Below are 22,460 nucleotides of genomic sequence, written 5' to 3' on the forward strand. Positions count from 1 at the left end.
TCATGGCTACGCTCGAACTTCGCAATGTAAACAAGACCTACGGCCCGGGCCTGCCCGACACCCTGAAAAACATAGAACTGTCGATCAACGAAGGCGAGTTCCTGATCCTGGTCGGCCCCTCGGGTTGCGGCAAGTCGACCCTGATGAACTGCATCGCGGGCCTGGAGAACATCTCCGGCGGCGCGATCATGATCGGTGACCAGGATGTCAGCGGCATGAGCCCCAAGGATCGCGACATCGCCATGGTGTTCCAGTCGTACGCGCTGTACCCGACCATGACCGTGCGCGAGAACATCTCCTTCGGCCTGAAGATCCGCAAGATGCCCCAGGCCGAGATCGACACCGAAGTGGCACGGGTGGCCAAGCTGCTGCAGATCGAGCACCTGCTCGACCGCAAGCCGGGGCAAATGTCCGGTGGCCAGCAACAGCGCGTGGCCATGGGCCGGGCGCTGGCGCGGCGGCCGAAGATCTACCTGTTCGACGAGCCGCTGTCCAACCTCGACGCCAAGCTGCGCGTCGAGATGCGCACCGAAATGAAACTGATGCACCAGCGCCTCAAGACCACCACCGTCTACGTGACCCACGACCAGATCGAGGCCATGACCCTGGGCGACAAGGTGGCGGTGATGAAGGACGGCATCATTCAACAATTTGGTACGCCCAAGCAGATTTACAACGACCCGGCTAACCTCTTTGTGGCAAGCTTTATCGGTTCACCGCCGATGAACTTCATTCCGCTGCGTCTGCAGCGCAAGGAAGGCCGTCTGGTGGCGCTGCTCGACAGCGGCCAGGACCGTTGCGAATTGCCGATGAGCATGAGCGATGCCGGCCTGGAAGATCGTGAAGTGATACTGGGCATCCGCCCCGAACAGATCGGCCTGGCGAGCTCGCCCGACAGCTCGCTGCCGATCATCCGTGCCGAAGTGCAGGTCACCGAGCCGACCGGTCCCGACACCCTGGTGTTCGTGACTCTGAATCAGACCAAGGTCTGCTGCCGCATGGCACCGGACCTGGCCCCGCAGGTCGGCGAGAGCCTGAATCTGCAATTTGATCCCGCGCGGGTGTTGTTGTTCGACGCCCAGACCGGGGAGCGCCTGGGTGTGGTGGGGAAGCCGCAGACCCAGGCCCGTGGTGACAATGTTGCGCAATTCAAGGGACGTTGAAGCGCGCACTGCCGAACAGATTGGCGGCGTCTGGCATGACAGGCGCCGTGGATACTGTACCAAGCGTCATATCAAAGCAGTCATAAGCGGTACATAACAATAAAATCGAGGATTCAAGGGATGAAAAAGCAATTGAAGAAGCCATCCGGCGCGCGGCTGATCTGCCAACTCACTGCGCTCAGCGCTCTGGGCCTGGCGGCGACAGCGTTCGCGGCACCGGAAACCGACGCATCATTCGATCCGAGCACCCGCGCAACGGGTGACTGGGGCGGGCTGCGTACCGACCTGTACAACAAAGGTTACGACATCAACCTGGAGTATGTAGGTGAAGCCGCAACCAACCTCAAGGGTGGTTACGACAACGACAAGACGGCCCGCTACAGCGACCAGTTCGCCGTCGGCGCCCAGCTCGACCTGCAAAAAATTCTGGGCTGGCACGATGCCGAGTTCAAGATCACCGTCACCGAGCGTAGTGGTCGCAACATTTCCAACGACCGCATCGGCGACCCGCGTACCGGCACACTCAGCTCCTCGCAGGAAGTCTGGGGTCGTGGCCAGACCTACCGCCTGACCCAGATGTGGTACAAACAGAAGTTCTTCGACGGACACCTGGACATCAAGGCCGGCCGCTTTGGCCCGGGCGAAGATTTCAACAGCTTCCCTTGCGACTTCCAGAACCTGACCTTCTGCGGCTCGCAGGTCGGTAACTGGACGGGCGACATCTGGTACAACTGGCCAGTCAGCCAGTGGGCAGCACGTGTGAAGTGGGCGTTCAACCCTGAATTCTTCGTGCAGATCGGCGCCTTCGAGCAGAACCCGTCGGAACTGGAGCGTCAAAACGGCTTCAAGCTCAGCGGCAGCGGCACCAAGGGCACCATCATTCCTGTGGAAGCGGTGTGGTCGCCGAATATCCAGGGCCTGCCAGGCGAATACCGCATCGGTTACTACAAGAGCTCGGCCAACGCCAACGACGTCTATGAAGGCGCCGATGGTCAGGCACAGCCCATCTCCGGCGGCGACTTCAAGGAGCACGACGAGAAGCACGGCTGGTGGGTGGTTGCTCAGCAACAAATCACTTCGCACAACGGTGATATCAGCCGTGGTCTGAGCGTATTCGCCCAGGCAACCGGGCACGCCAAGGACACCAACAACATCCAGGACTACCAATCGGTGGGCTTGACCTACCGCGGTCCGTTCGATGCACGTCCCAAGGATGACCTGGGCCTGGCGTTCGGTCGTATCCACGTCAACGACCGGGTCACCGATCGCGAGAAGCTGGAAAACGCGCTGAGCGGCATCAGCGACTACGACAACCCGAACTACATCCCGGTGCAGAAGACCGAGTACAACGCCGAGATCTACTACGGCTTCCACGTCACCAACTGGCTGACCGTGCGCCCCAACCTGCAGTACGTGAGGAACCCGGGCGGTGTTGATCAGGTCGACAACGCCATCGTTGCGGGCCTGAAGGTGCAGTCCAAGTTCTGATTTGATGTGCGCGCTTTGCGGACGACCCTGGTCGTCCGTTTTTTTTGCGTGCGATTTGGCGAGGTTTGCAGGGTGACTATCCGCTGCTGCCCATCAATCCAGATTGTCATCCACCGGATAACGGCTGGCGTTCAGGCTTTCCTTGATCTTGCGCAGGTGCGGCTGAAAGTCCACTCCGCGACGAAGGGTCATGCCGGTTGCCAAAACATCGAGTACGGTTAATTGAATGATGCGCGAGGTCATGGGCATGTAGATATCCGTGTCTTCGGGCAGCGGTATATTCAGGCTCAGGGAGCTGGCCTGGGCCAGCGGGGAGCCTGCGGCCGTCAGGCCGAGCACTGATGCGCCGTTTTCCCGGGCCAGGCGTGCCACCTCCACCAGTTCGCGAGTGCGCCCGGTGTAGGAGATGATCACGAACAGCTCGCCGGTGTGTGCCACCGAGGCCAGCATGCGCTGCATCAGCACGTCGGCGTGGGCCGACACGGCCAGGTTGAAACGAAAGAATTTGTGCTGGGCGTCCAGGGCCACCGGGGCCGAGGCGCCAAGCCCGAAGAAGTGGATCTGCCGGGCCTGGATCAGCAGGTCGACGGCGCGGCTGACCAACTGCGGATCAAGCGCCTGGCAGGCGCTGTCCAATGAGGCAATGGCGCTGGCGAAGATCTTGCGGGTGTAGGCTGCCGGGTCATCGTCGGCTTCCACTGCGCGGCTGACATACGCCGCGCCGCTGGCCAGGCTCTGCGCCAGCTGCAGTTTGAGCTCCGGGTAGCCGCTGACGCCGAAGGAGCGGCAGAAGCGGTTGACCGTCGGCTCGCTGACCTTGGCGGCCTGGGCCAGGGCGGCAATGCTGAAACGCGTGGCCTGCTGTGGGTTTTGCAGAATGATTTCCGCGACTTTGCGCTCGGCCTTGTTCAATTCATCCAGGCGGCCCTGTATTTGTTCCAGCAGGTTTCGCACGCGTTCCATGGTGAGTCCTAGGTTGACGACTGACAGTTGCATCGATTGGGCTATCGTACTGAGGGCAGGGAGGCTCTACCACTCGAATCTGCCTTGCGGGTCAGATGTTGTGGTTATTACTACATTTCCCCTTGAATCGTGCCGTGAAAAACGGTATTTCTACGCCAACTTGATAAAAGAACAAACATTATGCCTTCGATTTCCACTGAACCCTGTACCTTTGCCTTGTTCGGCGCCCTGGGTGACCTGGCGCTGCGCAAACTGTTTCCGGCCTTGTACCAACTCGACCGCTCCGGTTTGCTGCATGCCGACACGCGCATTCTGGCGCTGGCCCGCGAGGCCGGCACCGAGCAGGAACACCTGGCGAACATCGAAGCGCACCTGCGCAAGTACGTGAACGACGGGCAACTGGAGGCCGACCACGTTCAGCGCTTCCTCGCCCGCCTCGCCTATGTGCATGTGGACTTCTTCAAGGCCGACGATTACCTCAACCTGGCCGAAGTGGTCGGCAAGCACGAGCAGATGATCGCCTATTTTGCCACGCCGGCCGCGGTGTACGGCGCGATCTGCGAAAACCTCGCGCGCGCCGGCCTGGTCGAGCGCACCCGCGCCGTGCTGGAAAAACCCATCGGTCACGACCTCGAGTCGTCGCGCCGGGTCAACGATGCCGTGGCGCAGTTCTTCCCGGAGAACCGTGTCTACCGTATCGACCATTACCTGGGCAAGGAGACGGTGCAGAACCTCATTGCCCTGCGCTTCGCCAACAGCCTGTTCGAAACCCAGTGGAACCAGAACTACATCTCCCACGTGGAAATCACCGTGGCCGAGAAGGTCGGGATCGAAGGCCGCTGGGGCTATTTTGACCAGGCCGGCCAGCTGCGCGACATGATCCAGAACCACCTCCTGCAGCTGCTCTGCCTGATCGCCATGGACCCGCCGGCCGACCTCTCGGCCGACAGCATCCGTGACGAGAAGGTAAAAGTGCTCAAGGCGCTGGCGCCATTTTCCGCCGAAGGCCTGCACCAGCAGGTGGTGCGCGGCCAGTACATCGCCGGCTACAGCGAAGGTCGCCCGGTGCCGGGTTACCTGGAGGAAGAAAACTCCAACACCCAGAGCGACACTGAAACCTTCGTCGCCCTGCGTGCCGACATCCGCAACTGGCGCTGGGCCGGCGTGCCGTTCTACCTGCGTACCGGCAAGCGCATGCCGCAGAAGCTGTCGCAGATCGTCATCCATTTCAAGGAGCCGGCCCACTATATCTTCGCTCCCGAGCAGCGCCTGCAGATCAGCAACAAGCTGATCATCCGCCTGCAGCCAGACGAAGGTATTTCCCTGCGTGTCATGACCAAGGACCAGGGGCTGGACAAGGGCATGCAGCTGCGCAGCGGCCCACTGCAATTGAATTTCTCGGATACCTATCGCAGTGCGCGGATTCCCGACGCCTACGAGCGGTTGTTGCTGGAAGTGATGCAGGGCAATCAGAACCTGTTTGTCCGTAAAGATGAAATCGAATATGCGTGGAAGTGGTGCGATCAGCTGATCGCCGGCTGGAAGAAGTCCGGTGATGCGCCTAAGCCGTATGCGGCGGGTTCGTGGGGGCCTATGAGCTCCATCGCACTGATTACCCGCGATGGGAGGTCCTGGTATGGCGATATCTGAAATCAAACTGCCGGCGGGCGTGCGCGCCCACGACTTTGTCAGCCCGGCATTATTGGCCGAGGCCTTGGCCGGCAAGGTGGCCGAGCAACTGCGCAGTGCCATCGAGCAGCGTGGCGTGGCCTCGCTGGTGGTCTCGGGTGGTCGCAGCCCGGTGATGTTCTTCCAGTGCCTGGCACGTCAGAGCCTGGACTGGTCGCGCGTGGCCATCAGCCTGGCCGATGAGCGCTGGGTGCCGGTGGAACACGCTGACAGCAATGCGGGCCTGCTCAAACGCTATCTTCTGGTGGGCGCGGTGGCCAAGGCCAATTTCATCGGCCTGTATCAAACCACCGCCACTCAGGAAGAAGCTGCGCAGAAGGCCGACGAAGCCCTTGGCGAGCTGCCGGCGATCGATGTACTGGTGCTGGGCATGGGCGACGACGGCCATACCGCGTCGCTGTTCCCGGCCAGCCCGGACCTCGAGGCCGCGCTGCGCCTGGACAACCCGCGCCGCTGCGTGCCGATGCTGGCGCCCAGCGTGCCCCATCAGCGCTTGAGCATGAGCCGGGCGCTGCTGGCCACCGCGCGCTTCCCGGTGCTGTCGATCCAGGGCGCCGGCAAACTTGCAACCCTGCGTACCGCGTTGGAGGGCGACCTGGTTGCCGAGATGCCGGTGCGCGCCTTTCTTCATTCTCCGTTGGATATTTATTGGTGCCCATGAGCCAAGGATCAGCCGCTATGACGACTTCCGAACAACAACAGCTGGCGCAAAGCCGCATGGCGGACAAGATCACCCAGATCGACGCGCTGGCCGCGCGGGCGAAAATTCTGCCGGTAATCACCATCGCTCGCGAAGAGGACATTCTGCCGTTGGCCGATGCCCTCGCTGCCGGTGGTCTCACCGCGTTGGAAGTGACCCTGCGCTCGCCGCTGGGCCTCACCGCGATCAAGGTGCTGCGTGAGCAGCGCCCTGAGCTGCTGATCGGTTCAGGTACCGTACTCGACCGCCACATGCTGGCGGCCACCGAGGCGGCCGGTTCGCAGTTCACCGTGACTCCGGGTGTGACCCAGGACATGCTCCAGGCCGGCGTCGACAGCCCGCTGCCGATGTTGCCGGGGATCAGCAGCCCGTCCGAGCTGATGATGGGTTACGCGCTGGGCTATCGCCGCTTCAAGCTGTTTCCGGCGGAAGTCAGCGGCGGCGTGGCGGCCATCAAGGCTTTTGCGGGCCCGTTCGGCGAGGTGCGTTTCTGCCCGACCGGTGGCGTCGGCCCCGCCAATATCAAGAACTACATGGCCCAGCCCAATGTAATGTGCGTGGGCGGCTCGTGGATGATCGACAGTGCCTGGATCAAGAATCGCGACTGGGCACGTATTCAGGAAGTGACCGCAGAGGCCGTTGCCCTGCTGGATTGACGGTAAAGCTTCACGGCTTTATTCGGGGTGCGCTTGGTCGGCGCGCCCCTTTTTTTTACCCTGCCGTCGCAGTGCATGGTCCCCCGAACCTGTTCAGCGCCGATGCCGGGCCCGCAGCGGTATCAGCAGATCCGCCAGGCCGTTGTGATCGACCTCGTGCATCAACGCCAACAGCCCGCCCAGTTCGCCTTTGGGGAAGCCCTGGCGGGCGAACCAGTTCAGATAGTGCCCCGGCAGGTCGGCGATCAAGCGGCCCTGATACTTGCCGTAAGGCATTTCCCGGGTGACCAATAGTTCAAGTAATTGTGGATTCATTAGTGCGCCAATAGAACGGGTAAAGGGTAAGTGAGAAAGGCTTGCATTCTGCATGGAGGCCTTTTGATACATCATGCATTAAGCAGTAGCCGCAAAAAGATATGATTGTGTAACTCGTTGAAATAAGAGGGAAATATCTTTACGTAAAAACTGGCACGAACGCTGCTCTATTACTACCAGTCACCTAAACATAAGGAATCGACAAAATGACTGCTACCAATAAAGAAGTGATCTCGGTACTGAACGATCTGATCGAAACCAGCAAGGATGGTGAAAAAGGTTTTGCGGCCTGCGCCAAAGACGTGAAAAACGTCGAACTCCAGCAAGTCTTCACCAAGCATGCACAAGAGTGTGCGGCAGCGGCCAACGAACTTCAAACCGAGGTGCGCTCGTTGGGCGGCGACCCGGAAGACTCCACCAGCGTGAGTGCCGACCTGCACCGCTTCTGGGTCGACATCAAGTCGTCGGTCACCGGCAAGAGCGAAGAAGCCATCCTCAACGAAGCCGAGCGCGGTGAAGACCACGCCAAGGCTGTCTACGAGAAGGCGCTGAAGAAAGACCTGCCGTCGAACGTGCGTTCCATCGTCGAACGCCAATACCACGGCGTGCAGCGCAACCATGACCAGGTCAAGGCTCTGCGCAACATCGCCCGCGCCAGCTAAAGCTGCCGCTGTAGCGAAAAACGCCAGCTCTGCTGGCGTTTTTTTATGCCCCGTTTTATTCCACCGGCTTATGACTCGATGCGCGCATCGGTGTAGCTGACCTGATTGCGACCGCGGTGCTTGGCCTGATACAGCGCCATGTCGGCTTCGTTCAGCAGGTTGCCCACGGTCCGGCCGGCACGGATGCGCTGGCAGCCGATGCCGATGCTCACGGTAGTCGGGCGCTGGTCATTGGCAAACGGCGGCTGCAACTCGACCGCCCGGCGAATGTGCTCGGCTATCAGCTGCGCGCCGCTGAGCGGGGTGTCGGGCAATATCACCAGAAACTCCTCGCCACCGTAGCGCGCGGCGATGTCGGTCGGCCGGCGAATGCTGGAATGAATCGCCGCAGCGACGTTGCGCAGCGCTTCGTCCCCGCCCTGGTGACCGTGGCGCTCGTTGAAGGCCTTGAAATGATCGACGTCGATCATCAGCACCGACAGCGACTGGTCCAGGCGCAACGCCCGCGACCACTCCTTGTGCAGGTGCAGGTCGAGGCTGCGGCGGTTGGCCAACCCGGTCAGGCTGTCGGTAGACGCCAGCGTCGCCAGCTCGGCCTCGGCCCGGTGGCGCAGGCGCAGCTCGCGGCCCAGCAGCAAGGTCAACCAGAGAATCCCCAGGCACAGCAGCCCAGTGGCGCTGCCGATCAGCAGCGCCGTGCGCCGCCAGGGCGCATAGACCACCTCGGCGGACTGGGCCACCACTACCAGCAACGGCAGGTTGCCGACCCGGCTGAAGGTGTACAGCCGATCAATGCGGTCCTGGCTGGACAACGCCGAGAAGCTGCCTTGGCCGGCCTGCAGGAAGCGCTGGAAATTCGGTCGGTGGCTGATGTCCTGGCCGACCAGGGCGCGCCCGGGCAGCTCCGGCTGCCGCGCCAGCAGGATACCGTCGAGGCTGATCAGGCTGACAGTGCTGTTTTCGCCCAGGTTCAGGCTTTTGAACAAGTCGTCGAAGTAGGCCAGGCGCAAGGCGCCTGTGGCGACGCCGAGAAACTCGCCACTGGCTGCGCTGATGCGCCGGCTGAAACTGATGCACCAGCCTAGGTCACCCATTCGGTCCTTGAATGGTGGGCTGATGGTCACCGCCGAACTGAGGTTGTTGCGGTGGGCAATGAAGCTGGGGTCATTGGCAAAATTGGCGTGCCGCGGTTCGTTGCTGACCGAGTCGCCACGCACGTCGCCGGCGGCATCGACCCACAGCAGGTCGCCGCGAAACGGCGCGGTGATGGCCCGGTCGAACAGAGTCTGTCGCCGCAGCGACGGCGGCACGCTGGCGAGGCCTGGATCCTGCACCGCATCGATAAGGCCCTGCAGCGCGGTTTCGTAGAGCCCGGCATTGCGCAGCACATCGTTATTGATCAGTTGCACCACATTGCGCGACGCGCGCACGGCCGCCTGCTCGGTATCGGCCCGCTCGCGAACCAGCAGGAAGGCGACGATCGCGACAATGGCCAGGGTTGCCAAACCGGCGCCCAGACGCAACATGCGTTCGGAGTTGCAGGGCTTGGGTTGGGAGAGCATTGAAGAGGAGTAAGGTGGCATCGTCGCTTCGTTGTGGTTCTGGGTTGTTATCGTTCGATGCACAGAGGGTGCCGTGATGCCAGGCAGGCGCGGCGATAGTTTAGGAGGGGCAGGGCAGGCGAACAAGAGCGACGCTGGCAGGGGAAAACGGCCCGAATCGACAAGGGTTACGGCTGTTTGGATCCTAAAAAACCTTGTATAACAAGGCTTTGTAACGATTCAGTGACGGACCGCAGCGGCGCTGCGGTCGGCCGTTTCAAACGGGTGTTAGAAAATATTCACAGGGTAATCGACGATCACGCGGTATTCGTCCTGATTGTGGTCGACGTTCTCGTTGTAGCCGCCAGTGCCACGGTTGGTCGCCCAGCGCAGGCGTACCGAGAGGTCCTTGACCGGGCCGTGCTGCACCACGTACTTGACGTCCAGGTCGCGTTCCCAATGCATCGCGTCCTTGCCGTCCGGGGTGTAGTAGTAGCCATACGCCGGGCTGTCGGCGTTGGCCTTGGTCAGGTCGAGGGTGCCACGGGTGTAGGAAATCGCCGAGGTCAGCCCGGGAACACCGACATTGGTGAAGTCGTAGCCATACAGCGCCTTCCAGGATTTCTCGCCCGGACCGTTGAAGTCCGACCATTCCTGGGAGTTGTCCAGGTTGATGCTGTCGCCGTCGCGGATGTAGTCGAACGGCGTGTTGCCATTGACCTTTTGCAGCGACAGGCCAAAGGTGTTCATGCCCACGGCCACGTTGAAGTGCAGGCTGAAGGTGTTGTTGTCGATGCTGCCCAGCAGCGACTGGCCCGAGTTGTTGGTGCGGTAGTAGTTCAGCCCGGGGTTGAAGCTGACCAGGTCGTTCAGCGCATAGGTATAGTCAAGGCTATAGAAGTACTGGTCCCACATGTCCTTGAGCTGCGCGCCGTAGAGCTTGGTCGCCAGGCCCGGCAGTGGCTTCCAGGTGCCCCCGGCCCAGGTGATCTTCTTCGAGTCGGTGCCGTTGGCATCATAGTAACTCTGGATGCGCTGATTGCCGCTCTGGTTATACAGGGTGGTGAACGAGGCCTGGCCACCCTCCAGCGTCAGGTTCTTGATGCTGTTGTTGGTCAGGCTGACGCCCTGGAACGTCATCGGCAACAGGCGAGTGGTGCCGCCGGCGACCACCGGGTTGTCGAGGTACAGGTCACCGATACGCAACACAGTGTCGAAGGCACGCACTTTCAGGGTGCCGCCGATGGAGCCGAAGCTGGTTGGCGCATCGCCGTAGCGGTTGCCGACTTTGTCGGTGGGCGATTCCGGCAGGATGCTGCTGCCCGAAGTGCCGCCACCGCCATCGAGCTTGAGCCCGTAGCGGGCATCGACGTCCAGGCCAAAGCCCACCGTGCCCTGGGTGAAACCGGATTCGAAACGCGCCGAAAAGCCTTGCGCCCATTCGGCTTCAAGCTTGCCTGCCGAACCTTTGACGTCGTGGTTGTCATGGTTGTAGTAGTAGTTGCGCAGGTCCAGATTCAGGTGCGAGCCCTCGATGAAACCATCGGTCGAGCTGCTGTCATCGGCCTGGGCCGCAGTCGCCATTGTTGCTGCAATGGCCAGGAACAACGGGCTGAAACTTGAAACTTTCTTCATCGTCAATCGGCTCTTCTTCAGTGGGGGCAGAGTCTATTTTTGTTCCAGTCTGACTGGCTGGCTTATCTTTATTTTCATCAACGCCGGTGGAGCCAAAAAAAGGCCGCTGGGGGCAGCGGCCTAAGCATTCGTCAAGCGGAGCGCACTAAACGAAATACGGTGAAGCACTGGCCAATTAAATGGCCAAGCAACTAATTCGGTATCAGCTATGATTCTGGATGTCGTGTTTCTGTTGTTGCAGGGCCGCTTGCCGAGTCTTCATTTCCTGCTGATGCGCAGCCAGTTCCTGGCGCTGTTCAACGGCTTCATGGCGTGCCTGGGTTTGTGCCACGAAGGCAGGAGACTCTTCAGCCAGAGCCAGCGGCGACAAAATCAGCGAACTCATGACGACAGCGGTGGCGATGCTCAGGGAGCGAAACATATCAATGACCTTCTTGCACAGGGGCAAGTGTTATTCGATCGAAGTCACCCACGGTTGGAGTGACGCAATGGAAGTTCGAGTCAAGGGTAACCGCTTTGCGCATGATGAACAGTGAACAATACTTAAGACAGTAAAAGATCAGTTAATAACTGATCTTTTGTTTATGTAGTGAGTATTATCCGGCGCGCCAGGTCCGGTGCCAACGGCCCAGCTTGAGATAGATGATGGGCGTGGTGAACAGTGTCAGGCCCTGACTGACCAGCAGGCCACCCACCACCGCCATGCCCAACGGCTGGCGCAATTCGGCGCCCGCGCCATGACCGAGCATCAGCGGCAGGGCGCCGAGCAATGCGGCCAGGGTGGTCATCATGATCGGCCGAAAACGCGTGAGACAGGCCTGGTAGATCGCCTGCTCCGGGGACAGGCCGCGCTGGCGCTGGGCGTCCAGGGCGAAATCGATCATCAGGATGCCGTTCTTCTTGACGATACCGATCAGCAACACCAGGCCGATCAAGGCCATGATCGAAAAGTCCTCCCCGCACAGCCACAGCATCACCAGCGCGCCCAGGCCCGCCGAGGGCAGGGTCGAAAGAATGGTCAGCGGATGCACGAAGCTTTCGTAAAGCACCCCGAGGATGATGTACACCGCCAGCAGGGCCGCCAGAATCAGCCACGGCTGGCTGGCCAGCGAGGCCTGGAACGCCTGGGCGGCGCCCTGGAAACTGCCGGTCAGGGTAGCCGGCATGCCGATCTCCAGCCTGGCCCGCTCGATCACCTGCACAGCGTCGCCCAGCGACACCCCGGGGGCCAGGTTGAAGGACAGGTTGGCGGCGGGGAACAGCCCGTCGTGGCTGATGGTCAACGGCCCGCTGACGGGCGCCGTGGCCCGGGCGAGGGCAGCCATAGGCACCAGTTCGTTGCCCAGCGGCGAGCGCAGATGGAAGAGCTCGAGGCTTTCGGCCTTGCCGCGCTGCGCCGCGTCAAGTTCCAGAATGACCTTGTACTGGTTGGCGTCGGTCTGGAATTCGTTGATCTGGCGCTGGCCAAAGGCGTCGTACAGTGTCTGGGCGACGTCGGCGACGCTCAGCCCGAAACGCGCGGCCGCTGCGCGGTCGATGTCGACGGGAGTGACGCTGGCGCCCAGTTGCAGGTCATTGGACAGGTCACGCAGGGCGGGCGAACCTCGCAGGTGTTCGGTGAGCCGCGCGGTCCACTGGTTGAGGAGGGTGCCATCGCTGCCTTTGACCACGTATTGGTATTGCGCACGGCTGGGGCCGGAACCGAGGTTGATGTCCTGGCCCGCGCGCAGGTACAGGACGATGCCGGGGATGGCTGCCAGTTGCGGGCGCAATCGATCGATGAAGCCGCTGGCCGACACGTCGCGCTCGCTGCGATCTTTCAACGTGATGAAAAACCGGCCGTTGGCGATGGTCTGGTTGCTGCCGGTCACGCCCACCAGGTGGGAAAACACCTGCACTGCTGGATCGGCGCCGACGACCTGCGCCAATTGCCGGTGTTTGTCGACCATGTCGTTGTAGGAAATGTCGGCTGCCGCCTCGCTGGTACCGACCACGAAGCCGGTGTCCTGCAAGGGAAAAAAGCCTTTGGGGATGACCACGTAGCCGCCGATAGCCAATGCCAGCGTGAGGGCGAACAGCCCCAGCATGGCGTTCTGATGCGCCAGCGCATAGCGTAACCCGCGTTCGTATCCGGCCAGCAGGCGCTCACCGAAGCCGGGCCGGGCCTCGGCGCGGTGCGTCGGCCGGCGCATGCACAAGGCCGCCAAGGTCGGGGCCAGCGTCAAGGACACAACGGCGGAAATCAGGATGGTCGCCGTCGCCGTCAGGGCGAACTCCTTGAACAGCCGCCCCACCACGCCGCCCATGAACAGCAGCGGAATGAAGGCGGCAACCAGGGAAATGCTGATCGACATCACGGTGAAGCTGATCTCGCTGGCACCCTTGATCGCCGCTTCGCGCAAGCTCTCCCCGGCCTCGAGGTGGCGGTGAATGTTTTCCACGACGACAATGGCATCGTCGACCACAAAGCCTACGGCAATGACGATCGCCACCAGTGTCAGGTTGTTCAGGCTCATGCCCATGGCGTACATCACGGCCAACGTGGCAATCAGTGACACGGCCAGCACGGCGGTGACGATCAGCGTGGCCGACCACTGGCGCAGGAACAGTGCCATGACGGCCACCACCAGCAGCACCGCGATCAGCAGGGTCAGCTGCACCTCCTGCAGGGAAGCGCGAATGGTCTGGGTCCGGTCGGTGAGAACCTCCACCTGCACCGACGCCGGCAGCATCGCCTCCAGCGCTGGCAGCGCCGCCTTGATGCGCTCCACCGTGTCGATGATGTTGGCGCCCGGCTGGCGCGAGATGATCAGGTTCAGCCCCGGGCGCTCGCGCGACCAGGCCTGCACGTAGGCGTTTTCGGCGCCCGCCACGACCGTGGCGACATCGGCCACGCGCACTGGCGCACCCTCGCGGTAGGCGAGAATCAGCCCGGCGTAGTCATCGGCTTCGAACAGCTGGTCGTTGGCGGCGAGAGTGGAGAGGCTGCTGTCGCCATACAAGGCGCCCTTGGCCAGGTTCAGGCTGGTGTCCTGCAGGGTCAGGCGCAGGTCGGCCAGGGTCAGGCCGAGGGCGGCGAGCTTGTCGGCCTGGGCCTGCACCCGAATGGCCGGGCGCTGCTGGCCACCGATATTGACCAGGCCGACGCCTTCGATCTGGCTGATCTGCCGCGCCAGCACGCTTTCGACGAGGTCGCTGAGCTGGGTGCCAGGCATCTGCATGGAGCTGACGCTGAGAATCAGCACCGGGCTGTCCGCCGGGTTGACCTTGCGCCAGGTCGGCAGGCTCGGCAGATCCTTGGGCAGGCGGCCGGCGGCGGTATTGATGGCCGCCTGAACCTCCTGGGCGGCCACGTCGATGCTCTTGTCGAGGCTGAACTGCAGCGTCAGCACGCTGCTGCCGAGCGCACTGGTCGAGGTCATCTGGGTCATGCCCGGTATGGCGCTGAACTGCACCTCGAGTGGGGTGGCCACGGAGCTGGCCATGGTCTGCGGGCTCGCACCGGGCAGCTGCGCGCTGACTTGCAAAGTGGGAAACTCGGCCTGTGGCAATGGCGCCACCGGCAGCTGCGGCAAGGCCATCAGGCCGAGCACGACGCAGGCGACGGTCAGCAGCAGGGTGGCCACGGGGTGCCCGACGCACCAGCCTGACAGCGATGCGCGCGGACTCATTGCGCAGGCCCCTTAGCGCTGGCGGTGGACGATTCGCCGACCACCTGCACCCTGGCACCGGGCTTGAGCCGCGATTGGCCATCGCTGACCAGGGTATCGCCTCGGGCGACCCCCTCGACCACCGTCAGCTCGCTGTTCTGGAACAGGACTCGCAGTGGCACCGATTCCACCTCTTCACCGTTGACCCGGTAGGCAAAATGATTTTCCAGGCCGCGCTGGACCACCCGCGTCGGTACCACCAAGGCATCACGCAATGGCTCAGTCGCCAGCGAGACATTGACCAGCTGCCCGGGCCAGAGGCGGGCATGGGGGTTGGCGAATTCGGCTTTGACGCGCACGGTGCCAGTGCCACCTGCCACCTGATTGTCGATCAGCACCAGATGGCCCTCGCCCAGCGGCGCCGCACCTTCTGAGCCTTCATCCGCGCGAGCCTGGACCTGGGCGGGCGGGATCTGGCCGGCCAGTTGGTGAAGCATGGCCAGGTGGCGCTGAGGCAACGCGAACTCCACGGTGATCGGGTCCAGCTGGGTCACGCTGAACAGGCCTTGGGCGTCGCCAGCGCGCACAACGTTGCCTGGGTCGATGTTGCGGATACCGACTCTGCCGCTGGCCGGTGAGTGGATCAGCGTATGCGACAGCTGCACCTGGGCCAGGGCGACACTGGCCTGGTCGCCAGCCACGGCCGCCTCGAGCTGCTCGGTCAAGGCGTGCTGCTGGTCGAGCACCTGGTGGGAAATGCTTTTGTCGCCCCCCAGCTGGCGGTAGCGGTCAAGGTCGATCTGCGCGACTCGCAGTTGCGCCTGGCTCTGGCGCAGTTGAGCTGTGGCCTGGGCCAGAGTCGCACGAGCGGCGCGATCATCGAAGACCGCCAGCAGATCGCCGGTTTTGACCTGCTGGCCTTCCTTGACCGCGATGCGCATCAGCAACCCGTCGATCTGCGGGCGCACTTCGACGTTGTGCCGGGCCTTTACCGCGCCAATGGCGTCGAGGCTGCGCGGCACGTCGCGTTGCTCGACGCTGATGACTCGGACCGGAATCACCGGCTGGACGCCAAGGGCCGGAGCTGGCCGGCGCAGAGTCGATAACGCCACGGCGAGGCAGCAGGCCAGCAACGCAGCGAGGAGGAGTTTCGAGCGGATTTGCATGGGAGGTCGGGGCCAGCAGGGTCAGTGGATAGACCCGCTGTTATAACGCGTGGGGCAGGGCAAACCTGTCGGCAGGCCGTCGATGGCGAAGAAACTCCGGACCTTTTAGTGACATTTCATTGCCGGGCGTTTTCCAGAGCGATGCTCCGGCGGCGTCCATAGGACAAAGGCAACAGGGTGGGTACGAAAAAAAGCGGCCAGAGCCAAACTTTAAGGCTTTTCCTACAAGCTTCTCGGAATTTGCCAATGTAACAATTCTTCCTAACTCCAGAGAATCAGGGCTCGAGTCGTTACCCAGAGGTAGCTCCGATGATTGCTTTGGTAAACGTCAGATACGGCAAAGCCTTGGCCCTGCTGGCCGTGGCGGTCATATTGCTGTCGCTGCATGGCCTGACCCCCGCCTGCGGCTGCCGGGTGCTCGTCGTGTTGCTGGCGGGGTTGCTGGGCTGCGCCTGCGCAGCCTTGCAGCGTGACTTCTGGCTCAAAAGCCTGCTACTGGCAATGTTCCTGCTCAACCTGGCGGCGCTGGGCCTGGAACGCAACCAGGCGGCGCACCTGTCGTTGTTCCGGTGGCTGCAATGGTTCGTGCTGGCCTGAGCGTTGTGCTCAGCTGCCAGCGACGGCGCGCGCGGCAGTGACCAGGCACTCGGTCAACTCCGGCGAGGAGAACTTGGTCAGCACGGCATTGGCACCGGCGTCCCTGGCTTTCTGGGCGTTCATGGTGCTGTCCAGCGAAGTGTGCAGCAGGATGTAAAGCTCCTGATAATCCGGCGTTTCGCGCAGGGTACGGGTCAAGGCGAAGCCGTCCATTTCCGACATCTCGATGTCCGACACCAAAATGTTGATCTGCGCCGCAGTGCCCTGTAGTTCGAGCAGCACATCGATGGCCTCCCTGGCGCTCTTGGCGGTGTGGCATTCAAGCCCCAGGTTGCGCAAGGTCAGGATCGACTGTTGCAACGCCACCTGGCTATCGTCCACCACCAGGATCCGCGCGCCGGCCAGCAGCTGCGCATGTTCGGCTGGCAGTCCCTTGGGCGGCGCGGTGATGCGTGCCGGGGCGATACCGTGGATGACCTTCTCGATGTCGAGCACCTGCACCAGAGTGCCATCGACCTGGGTGACACCGGTGATGAAGGATTTCACCCCCGAGGCGTAGGGCGGCGGGCGAATGTCGGTGGTCAGGCAGTGGATGATCTTGCTCACCGCCTGCACATGCAGGCCCTGCTTGGAGCGGCTGACATCGGTGACGATCAGGCAGCCGGCCTCGGGCGCCAGCAACGGCTGTTCACCGATGGCGCGGCTAAGGTCGATGACCGAGAGGGCTTCGCCGCGCAGGGTGGCAACACCTTTGACATGGGGATGCGACTCGGGCAACCGGGTAAGGGGAGGGCAGGGAATGATCTCGCTGACCTTGAGCAGATTGATTGCCATCAGCTTGCCGCTGCGCAGGGTGAACAGCAGCAAGGAGAGCGAATCGGCACGGGCGTTCCTGGACATCATGCAAACCTTATGGTCGGACCGTTCGGTATGGGTTTACCGGGTGCGTATGGGGTTATCGGCGCTTGGCCGTCGAGCTTGAGTGTAGGTGGTGGCGCGGGCAGCCTGGGCTCTGCGGGCAGATGATGCATTGCCTGGCAGGCCGGTTCGAGGTCCGCAGCAGGCGCTTGACTGCCCGGTCGCTTAATCCTGTTTTAATCATGTCGCCCTTTACTCGCGCGCTGAAACACATCGCGGGTCGCCAGCGTGTAGACTGGCCGCCCTGAAATCAGCGCGTTGGACTGCCACGCCCGGCAAGCCCCGAGGCGAGCAGTCCGTAGAACCAAGGGACAAGCAATGGCCAACGACACCGTGCAACTGGCGCGTGAAAAGCGTTTCCTGGTCCTGCTGGGCATTATCTGCCTGGCGATGATCGGCGGCGCACTTTATATGCAGATCGTGCTCGAAGAAATGCCGTGCCCGTTATGTATCCTGCAACGTTACGGCCTGCTGCTGATTGCCGTGTTCGCCTTCGCCGGCGCCGCCATGCGCAGCCGCGCGGGCCTGACGGTGTGTGAGGGGTTGGTGGTGCTCAGCGCCCTGGGCGGCATGGTCGCGGCCGGCCAGCACGCCTATGTGCTGGCCCATCCTACCGAAAGCTGTGGGGTCGACGTGCTGCAGCCGATTGTCGATGGACTGCCACTGGCCAACCTGTTGCCGTCGGTGTTTTCGGTGCAGGGTTTCTGCACCACGGCCTATCCACCCGTGCTCGGCCTGTCGCTGGCGCAATGGGCGCTTGTGGCGTTCGCCCTGACTGCGGTACTGGTGCCGCTGGGCGTCTGGCGCAACCGTCGTTCATCGTCGCGGCGGGGGTCATATTGAGTTTGCACAAGCGTGCCAGGTGGGTGCGGCGAAATGCCCGATTTTTGCGGGTGCGACAATTTGGCGAGGGCCGCAAAGCCCCGTGGCGTCTAGGCTGCGGGCAGTTTTCAGGAGGTGCGACATCATGTCGCAAGCTATTGAAATCAAGCGCTATTGTTGCATAATGAGGGAATAACTGTTGTTGAGATAGCCATAGTCTTCGCAGGGTTACCTCACTACAATCGCGGCAATTTCAGCCTGGCTGAGGTTGTGCGAAGCGAGGTGCCGAGCCGCTTCACAGCGGGCTCGGCAAGCTCTCGAAGCCGTCTTGGCGTTCCGCTCCCGTACCTGCGGTGCAGCCTCGGAACCCGACGGAATGCTTCTGAAAACAGGCCGTTTTCGCCAGCGTCAACTAGCCTGCGAAGTCATAAGAAGAAAGTACTGCGTCACACAGGTCTGCCACCCAGTAGCTGCTGACTTCGAGGCAAACCCGTATTCAAATCCGATAAATGCTGGCGCTTGGCAGGTTGAAGTGTTGGCAATCAAAACACAATTGCATTGAAGCAAGCTGCTCTAGAGGTCGTGAGATGAGTAAAAAGCGTTACCCCAGACTGTTTGGCATACTGCCCTTTTTAGGCATGCTTTTTCTCGGTGGGTGCAATTGGACCCTGCTCGACCCGAAAGGGCAGGTGGGCATCGACGAGAGAAACCTGATCTATATTTCGTTCGCGCTGATGTTGCTGGTGGTGATCCCCGTGATCGTCATGGCGTTCGTCTTCGCCTGGAAATATCGTGCCTCCAACAAGGACGCCACCTACACGCCTGAGTGGGCCCACTCCACCAAGATCGAAATGGTCGTCTGGGGCGTGCCTCTGCTCATCATCATTGCGCTGGGCTACGTGACCTACGTCTCCACCCACCACCTTGATCCGTACCGCCCACTGGATTCCGACGTCAAGCCGGTCACCATCCAGGTCGTGGCGCTCGACTGGAAATGGCTGTTCATCTACCCGGAACAGGGCATCGCCACCGTCAACAAGATCGTTTTCCCGGCGAACACTCCGGTCAACTTCCAGATCACTTCCGACTCGGTGATGAACTCGTTCTTCATCCCGGCCCTCGGCGGCCAGATCTACGCGATGGCCGGCATGCAAACCAAGCTGCACCTGATCGCCAACGAAAATGGCGAGTTCGACGGTATTTCCGCGAACTACAGCGGCGCGGGTTTCACCGGCATGAAGTTCAAAGCAGTCGCCACCTCCCAGGCCGATTTCGACGCCTGGGTCAGCGAAGTCAAAGGTGCACCTAAACAGCTGGATTCGGCTGAATACGCTGCCCTGGCCAAACCAAGCGAGAAGAACCCTGTCGAGCTCTACTCTTCGTACCAGCCCAACCTGTTCCAGGTCATCCTCGATAAATACGAAGGCATGAAACCGGGCAAGGGCATGAACCACGAAGAAAAAGGCATGGCCTCGATGGAAGGGATGGACATGGGTAAGCATTCAGCTGCTGGGGCAGAGGAGTAAGAGATGTTCGGTAAATTAAGTCTGGAAGCGATACCCTTCCACGAACCGATCGTGATGGTGACGCTTGCCGTCGTCGCGGTCCTCGGGGCAGCGGTACTCGGTCTGATCACCTATCACAAGAAGTGGCTGTACCTCTGGACCGAATGGTTGACCAGCGTCGACCACAAGAAAATCGGCGTGATGTACATCCTGGTTGCCGTGGTCATGCTGATCCGCGGCTTCGCCGACGCCATCATGATGCGCTCGCAACTGGCCGTGGCCACGGGCGGTTCCACCGGCTTCCTGCCGCCGGAACACTATGACCAGATCTTCACCGCTCACGGTGTGATCATGATCATCTTCATGGCCATGCCTTTCATGATCGGCCTGATGAACATCGTCGTTCCGCTGCAGATCGGTGCGCGCGACGTTGCCTTCCCGTTCCTGAACTCGGTCAGCTTCTGGCTGTTCGTGGTCGGCGTGCTGCTGGTCAACATCTCCCTGGGTGTCGGCGAGTTCGCCAAGACCGGCTGGGTCGCTTATCCACCATTGGCGGGGTTGCAATACAGTCCTGGCGTAGGCGTCGACTACTACATCTGGTCGCTGCAGATTTCCGGCCTGGGTACCTTGCTGACCGGCGTGAACTTCATCGTCACCATTCTGAAGATGCGTGCCCCTGGCATGACCCTGATGAAGATGCCGGTGTTCACCTGGAACTGCCTGTGCACCGCTGTACTGATCGCGGCCTCGTTCCCGATCCTGACCGCTGTACTGTTCATGCTGACGCTCGACCGCTACCTGGGTTTCCACTTCTTCACCAACGAGCTTGGTGGCAACCCGATGATGTACGTCAACCTGTTCTGGGCATGGGGCCACCCTGAGGTTTACATCCTGATCCTGCCGGCGTTCGGCGTGTTCTCGGAAGTCACCTCGACCTTCGCCAAGAAGCGTCTGTTCGGCTACGTCTCGCTGGTATGGGCAACCATCGCCATCACCGTACTGTCGTTCGTGGTATGGCTGCACCACTTCTTCACCATGGGTTCGGGTGCCAACGTCAACGCCTTCTTCGGCATCATGACGATGGTGATCGCGATTCCGACCGGTGTGAAGATCTTCACCTGGCTGTTCACCCTGTATCGCGGCCGTATCGAGTTCACCGTGCCGATGCTGTGGACCCTGGGCTTCATCGTGACCTTCAGCATCGGCGGCATGACCGGCGTACTGCTGGCGGTACCGGGCGCCGACTTCGTGCTGCACAACAGCCTGTTCCTGATCGCGCACTTCCATAACGTGATCATCGGTGGTGCGGTATTCGGTTACCTGGCAGGCTTCAGCTTCTGGTTCCCGAAAGCCTTCGGCTTCAAGCTCAACGAGCGTCTGGGCAAGTACTCCTTCTGGTGCTGGCTGATCGGCTTCTACCTGGCCTTCATGCCGCTGTACGCACTGGGCTTCATGGGCATGACTCGCCGCCTGAACCACACCGACAACCCGGAGTGGACCCCATGGCTGCTGGCCGCCTGGGTCGGTGCGCTGTTCGTCGCCGCCGGTATCTTCTTCCAGCTGCTGCAACTGTACGTCTCGATCCGCGACCGTGCGAAGAACCCGGACGTTTCGGGCGACCCATGGGATGGCCGTACCCTGGAATGGTCGACCTCGTCGCCACCCCCATTCTACAACTTCGCCGAGCAACCTGTGGTTTCCGACCTGGACGCCTACTGGGGCATGAAAGAACGTGGTGATGCCACGACCAGGAAGGCCGATTACAAGCAGATCCACATGCCACGCAACACCGGCATGGGTGTGATCATGGGCTTCTTCGCCCTGATCCTGGGCTTCGCGATGATCTGGCACATCTGGTGGGCAGCTGCCATCGGCCTGGCCGGCATGGTCATCACTCTGATCGTCCGCAGCTATGACGACGACATCGATTACTACGTGCCGGCTGAAGAAGTGGCGCGAATCGAAGGCGAACATCAGGCTAAATTGGCGAACGCCGCACGTCTGAACTCCTCGGTGGGGAAGGCTTAAACAATGTCCAACGCTATTCTTAATTCGGAAGTGGCTCACGAGCACGAGCACGGTCATGATGACCACCATGACGCCGGGGGCATGACTGTCTTCGGTTTCTGGATCTACCTGATGACCGACTGCATCCTGTTTGCGTCGATCTTCGCGGGTTATGCCGTACTGGTGGACAACGTGGCGGGCGGGGTGTCCGGCAAGGACATCTTCGAGCTGCCTTACGTACTGGTTGAAACGGCGCTGCTGCTGTTCAGCTCGATCACCTACGGCTTCGCCATGCTGGCCCTGCACGCTGGCAAGAAGAACGCGGTGATGGGCTGGCTGGCCATTACCTTCCTGTTCGGCGCCGGCTTCATCGGCATGGAGATCAACGAGTTCCATCTGTTGATCTCCGAGGGCCACGGCCCGCAGACCAGCGGTTTCCTGACCGGCTTCTTCACCCTGGTGGGTACCCACGGTCTGCACGTGACCAGCGGTCTGATCTGGATGGCCGTGCTGATTGCTCAGGTCAACAAGAATGGCCTGACCGCGACCAACAACACGCGCATGAGCTGCCTGAGCCTGTTCTGGCACTTCCTGGACGTGGTCTGGATCTGCGTGTTCACCGTTGTCTACCTGATGGGGAAGATTTAAATGGCAAATGCTCACACTTCTGCCGCAGGTAGCAGCCACGGCAGTTACAAGTCCTACATGATCGGTTTCATCCTGTCGGTGATCCTGACCGCCATACCGTTCGGCCTGGTGATGTTCCCATCCATGTCGCGAGAGGCCACCCTGTGGATCGTAGTGATCTTCGCAGTGATCCAGGTGCTGGTGCACCTGGTGTACTTCCTGCACCTGGATCGCACCTCCGAGCAACGCTGGAACGTGATCGCCTTCGTCTTCTCGGCGTTGATCATCGCGTTCCTGGTGGGCCTGTCGCTTTGGATCATGTTCAGCATCCATCACTTCATGATGGCGAAGTAGGA

General features: G+C 61.4%; 20 protein-coding genes. 12 read left to right on the plus strand and 8 right to left on the minus strand.

Annotation, left to right across the window (positions count from 1 at the left end):
* Window positions 1–2: 2 nt before the first annotated feature.
* Entirely contained in the window at window positions 3–1,163 is a 1,161-nt protein-coding gene (locus tag SFA35_RS05240) for an ABC transporter ATP-binding protein (RefSeq protein WP_320575941.1), read from the plus strand.
* Between the two features lie 120 nt (window positions 1,164–1,283).
* Window positions 1,284–2,651, plus strand: a complete 1,368-nt coding sequence (locus SFA35_RS05245; RefSeq protein WP_320575943.1) for a carbohydrate porin — start codon at window positions 1,284–1,286, stop codon at window positions 2,649–2,651.
* Between the two features lie 93 nt (window positions 2,652–2,744).
* On the opposite strand, the gene hexR is transcribed toward SFA35_RS05245, so the two are convergent.
* Entirely contained in the window at window positions 2,745–3,605 is an 861-nt protein-coding gene (gene hexR / locus SFA35_RS05250; protein ID WP_320578845.1) for a DNA-binding transcriptional regulator HexR, read from the minus strand.
* A 189-nt stretch (window positions 3,606–3,794) separates the two neighbouring features.
* On the opposite strand from hexR, the gene zwf reads away from it, so the two are divergent.
* Genes zwf through SFA35_RS05265 form a run of 3 tightly spaced genes read left to right on the plus strand, consistent with a single transcriptional unit; the run spans window position 3,795 to window position 6,659 of the window.
* On the plus strand, window positions 3,795–5,264 hold the full coding sequence (gene zwf / locus SFA35_RS05255) for a glucose-6-phosphate dehydrogenase (RefSeq protein WP_320575945.1): 1,470 nt from the start codon (window positions 3,795–3,797) through the stop codon (window positions 5,262–5,264).
* Window positions 5,251–5,964 (plus strand): 6-phosphogluconolactonase, encoded by a 714-nt coding sequence (gene pgl / locus SFA35_RS05260; protein ID WP_320575947.1) that lies wholly within the window; start codon window positions 5,251–5,253, stop codon window positions 5,962–5,964. The genes zwf and pgl overlap by 14 nt, the downstream gene beginning before the upstream one ends.
* 17 nt (window positions 5,965–5,981) lie before the next feature.
* A complete protein-coding gene (locus SFA35_RS05265) occupies window positions 5,982–6,659 on the plus strand; it encodes a bifunctional 4-hydroxy-2-oxoglutarate aldolase/2-dehydro-3-deoxy-phosphogluconate aldolase (RefSeq protein ID WP_320575949.1) in 678 nt (225 codons plus the stop codon).
* A gap of 93 nt (window positions 6,660–6,752) precedes the next feature.
* Here the strand turns inward: SFA35_RS05265 and SFA35_RS05270 are convergent, their stop codons facing one another.
* On the minus strand, window positions 6,753–6,974 hold the full coding sequence (locus SFA35_RS05270; protein ID WP_320575951.1) for a DUF3820 family protein: 222 nt from the start codon (window positions 6,972–6,974) through the stop codon (window positions 6,753–6,755).
* Between the two features lie 206 nt (window positions 6,975–7,180).
* Here SFA35_RS05270 and SFA35_RS05275 point away from each other — a divergent pair, with 206 nt between their 5' ends.
* Window positions 7,181–7,636, plus strand: a complete 456-nt coding sequence (locus tag SFA35_RS05275) for a PA2169 family four-helix-bundle protein (protein WP_320575953.1) — start codon at window positions 7,181–7,183, stop codon at window positions 7,634–7,636.
* Between the two features lie 68 nt (window positions 7,637–7,704).
* Here the strand turns inward: SFA35_RS05275 and SFA35_RS05280 are convergent, their stop codons facing one another.
* The 5 genes from SFA35_RS05280 to SFA35_RS05300 form a co-directional block, all read right to left on the minus strand.
* A complete protein-coding gene (locus tag SFA35_RS05280) occupies window positions 7,705–9,219 on the minus strand; it encodes a sensor domain-containing diguanylate cyclase (RefSeq protein ID WP_320575955.1) in 1,515 nt (504 codons plus the stop codon).
* A 246-nt stretch (window positions 9,220–9,465) separates the two neighbouring features.
* On the minus strand, window positions 9,466–10,812 hold the full coding sequence (locus SFA35_RS05285) for an OprD family porin (RefSeq protein ID WP_320575957.1): 1,347 nt from the start codon (window positions 10,810–10,812) through the stop codon (window positions 9,466–9,468).
* Window positions 10,813–11,014: 202 nt separating this feature from the next.
* A complete protein-coding gene (locus SFA35_RS05290) occupies window positions 11,015–11,260 on the minus strand; it encodes a hypothetical protein (RefSeq protein ID WP_320575960.1) in 246 nt (81 codons plus the stop codon).
* Between the two features lie 148 nt (window positions 11,261–11,408).
* Window positions 11,409–14,483 carry a multidrug efflux RND transporter permease subunit gene (locus SFA35_RS05295; protein ID WP_320575962.1) on the minus strand — a complete coding sequence of 1,025 codons (3,075 nt, stop codon included), beginning with the start codon at window positions 14,481–14,483 and terminating at the stop codon, window positions 11,409–11,411.
* Window positions 14,480–15,628, minus strand: coding sequence for an efflux RND transporter periplasmic adaptor subunit (locus tag SFA35_RS05300; protein ID WP_320575964.1), 1,149 nt, complete (start codon window positions 15,626–15,628; stop codon window positions 14,480–14,482). The genes SFA35_RS05295 and SFA35_RS05300 overlap by 4 nt, the downstream gene beginning before the upstream one ends.
* A gap of 309 nt (window positions 15,629–15,937) precedes the next feature.
* Here SFA35_RS05300 and SFA35_RS05305 point away from each other — a divergent pair, with 309 nt between their 5' ends.
* Entirely contained in the window at window positions 15,938–16,225 is a 288-nt protein-coding gene (locus tag SFA35_RS05305) for a hypothetical protein (protein WP_320575966.1), read from the plus strand.
* A 9-nt stretch (window positions 16,226–16,234) separates the two neighbouring features.
* Here SFA35_RS05305 and SFA35_RS05310 read toward each other — a convergent pair whose 3' ends face one another.
* Complete coding sequence (locus SFA35_RS05310; RefSeq protein ID WP_320575968.1) at window positions 16,235–17,125, minus strand: chemotaxis protein; 891 nt, start codon at window positions 17,123–17,125, stop codon at window positions 16,235–16,237.
* A gap of 336 nt (window positions 17,126–17,461) precedes the next feature.
* Between SFA35_RS05310 and SFA35_RS05315 the strand changes: the two genes are divergently transcribed.
* From SFA35_RS05315 to cyoD, 5 genes are all read left to right on the plus strand, one after another.
* Window positions 17,462–17,986: a disulfide bond formation protein B gene (locus SFA35_RS05315; RefSeq protein ID WP_320575975.1), complete on the plus strand. Its 525-nt coding sequence runs from the start codon at window positions 17,462–17,464 to the stop codon at window positions 17,984–17,986.
* 566 nt (window positions 17,987–18,552) lie between these two features.
* The gene (gene cyoA / locus SFA35_RS05320; RefSeq protein ID WP_320575977.1) at window positions 18,553–19,491 is read left to right on the plus strand and encodes a ubiquinol oxidase subunit II; all 939 of its coding nucleotides are present in this window, start codon (window positions 18,553–18,555) and stop codon (window positions 19,489–19,491) included.
* 3 nt (window positions 19,492–19,494) lie between these two features.
* Entirely contained in the window at window positions 19,495–21,498 is a 2,004-nt protein-coding gene (gene cyoB / locus SFA35_RS05325; protein WP_320575979.1) for a cytochrome o ubiquinol oxidase subunit I, read from the plus strand.
* A gap of 3 nt (window positions 21,499–21,501) precedes the next feature.
* On the plus strand, window positions 21,502–22,125 hold the full coding sequence (gene cyoC, locus SFA35_RS05330; RefSeq protein WP_320575981.1) for a cytochrome o ubiquinol oxidase subunit III: 624 nt from the start codon (window positions 21,502–21,504) through the stop codon (window positions 22,123–22,125).
* Window positions 22,126–22,458, plus strand: a complete 333-nt coding sequence (gene cyoD, locus SFA35_RS05335) for a cytochrome o ubiquinol oxidase subunit IV (protein WP_320575983.1) — start codon at window positions 22,126–22,128, stop codon at window positions 22,456–22,458.
* The last annotated feature ends 2 nt before the right edge of the window (window positions 22,459–22,460 follow it).

This window comes from Pseudomonas sp. HR96, assembly GCF_034059295.1.
In the GTDB taxonomy this organism is placed as follows: Bacteria; Pseudomonadota; Gammaproteobacteria; order Pseudomonadales; family Pseudomonadaceae; genus Aquipseudomonas.